Origin of the sequence: Massilia genomosp. 1 (genome assembly GCF_011682185.1) — a bacterium.
Lineage (GTDB): Bacteria > Pseudomonadota > Gammaproteobacteria > Burkholderiales > Burkholderiaceae_D > Telluria_A > Telluria_A rubra.
Genome location: NZ_WHJF01000510.1, coordinates 1 through 302, shown reverse-complemented (window position 1 = coordinate 302; position 302 = coordinate 1). Strand labels below are relative to the sequence as shown.

Annotated in this window: 1 pseudogene; it reads left to right on the top strand. The window is 52.0% G+C overall.

What is annotated here, in order from left to right:
- A pseudogene (locus F1735_RS37175) lies at window positions 1-124 on the top strand (IS630 family transposase); the annotation flags it as partial.
- Window positions 125-302 lie beyond the last annotated feature (178 nt).

Below are 302 nucleotides of genomic sequence, written 5' to 3'. Positions count from 1 at the left end.
TGTCGCGCACCACAATGCCAATCCGAAGCCATTTATTTGGACAGCAACTGCGCGCGATATCCTGCAAAAGGTAATTCGCGCCAACAGCCGCTTAAGCGGCAAACAGAATGCAACACTACACTAGCGGTGGGCAACGCAGCAAGGGGCCGCTTATGGAAGCTAGAAATTACAAGAATTGGTGATTAGCGCTGATCTTCAGCATAACTGAACTTTGGTCGCCGTTACGTGTCCAACCTTGCATATGCGTGCGCGGTGGCGCAGGCGGGAGAAGATTATGGCGACGATGAATCGGGTTCAGTTTC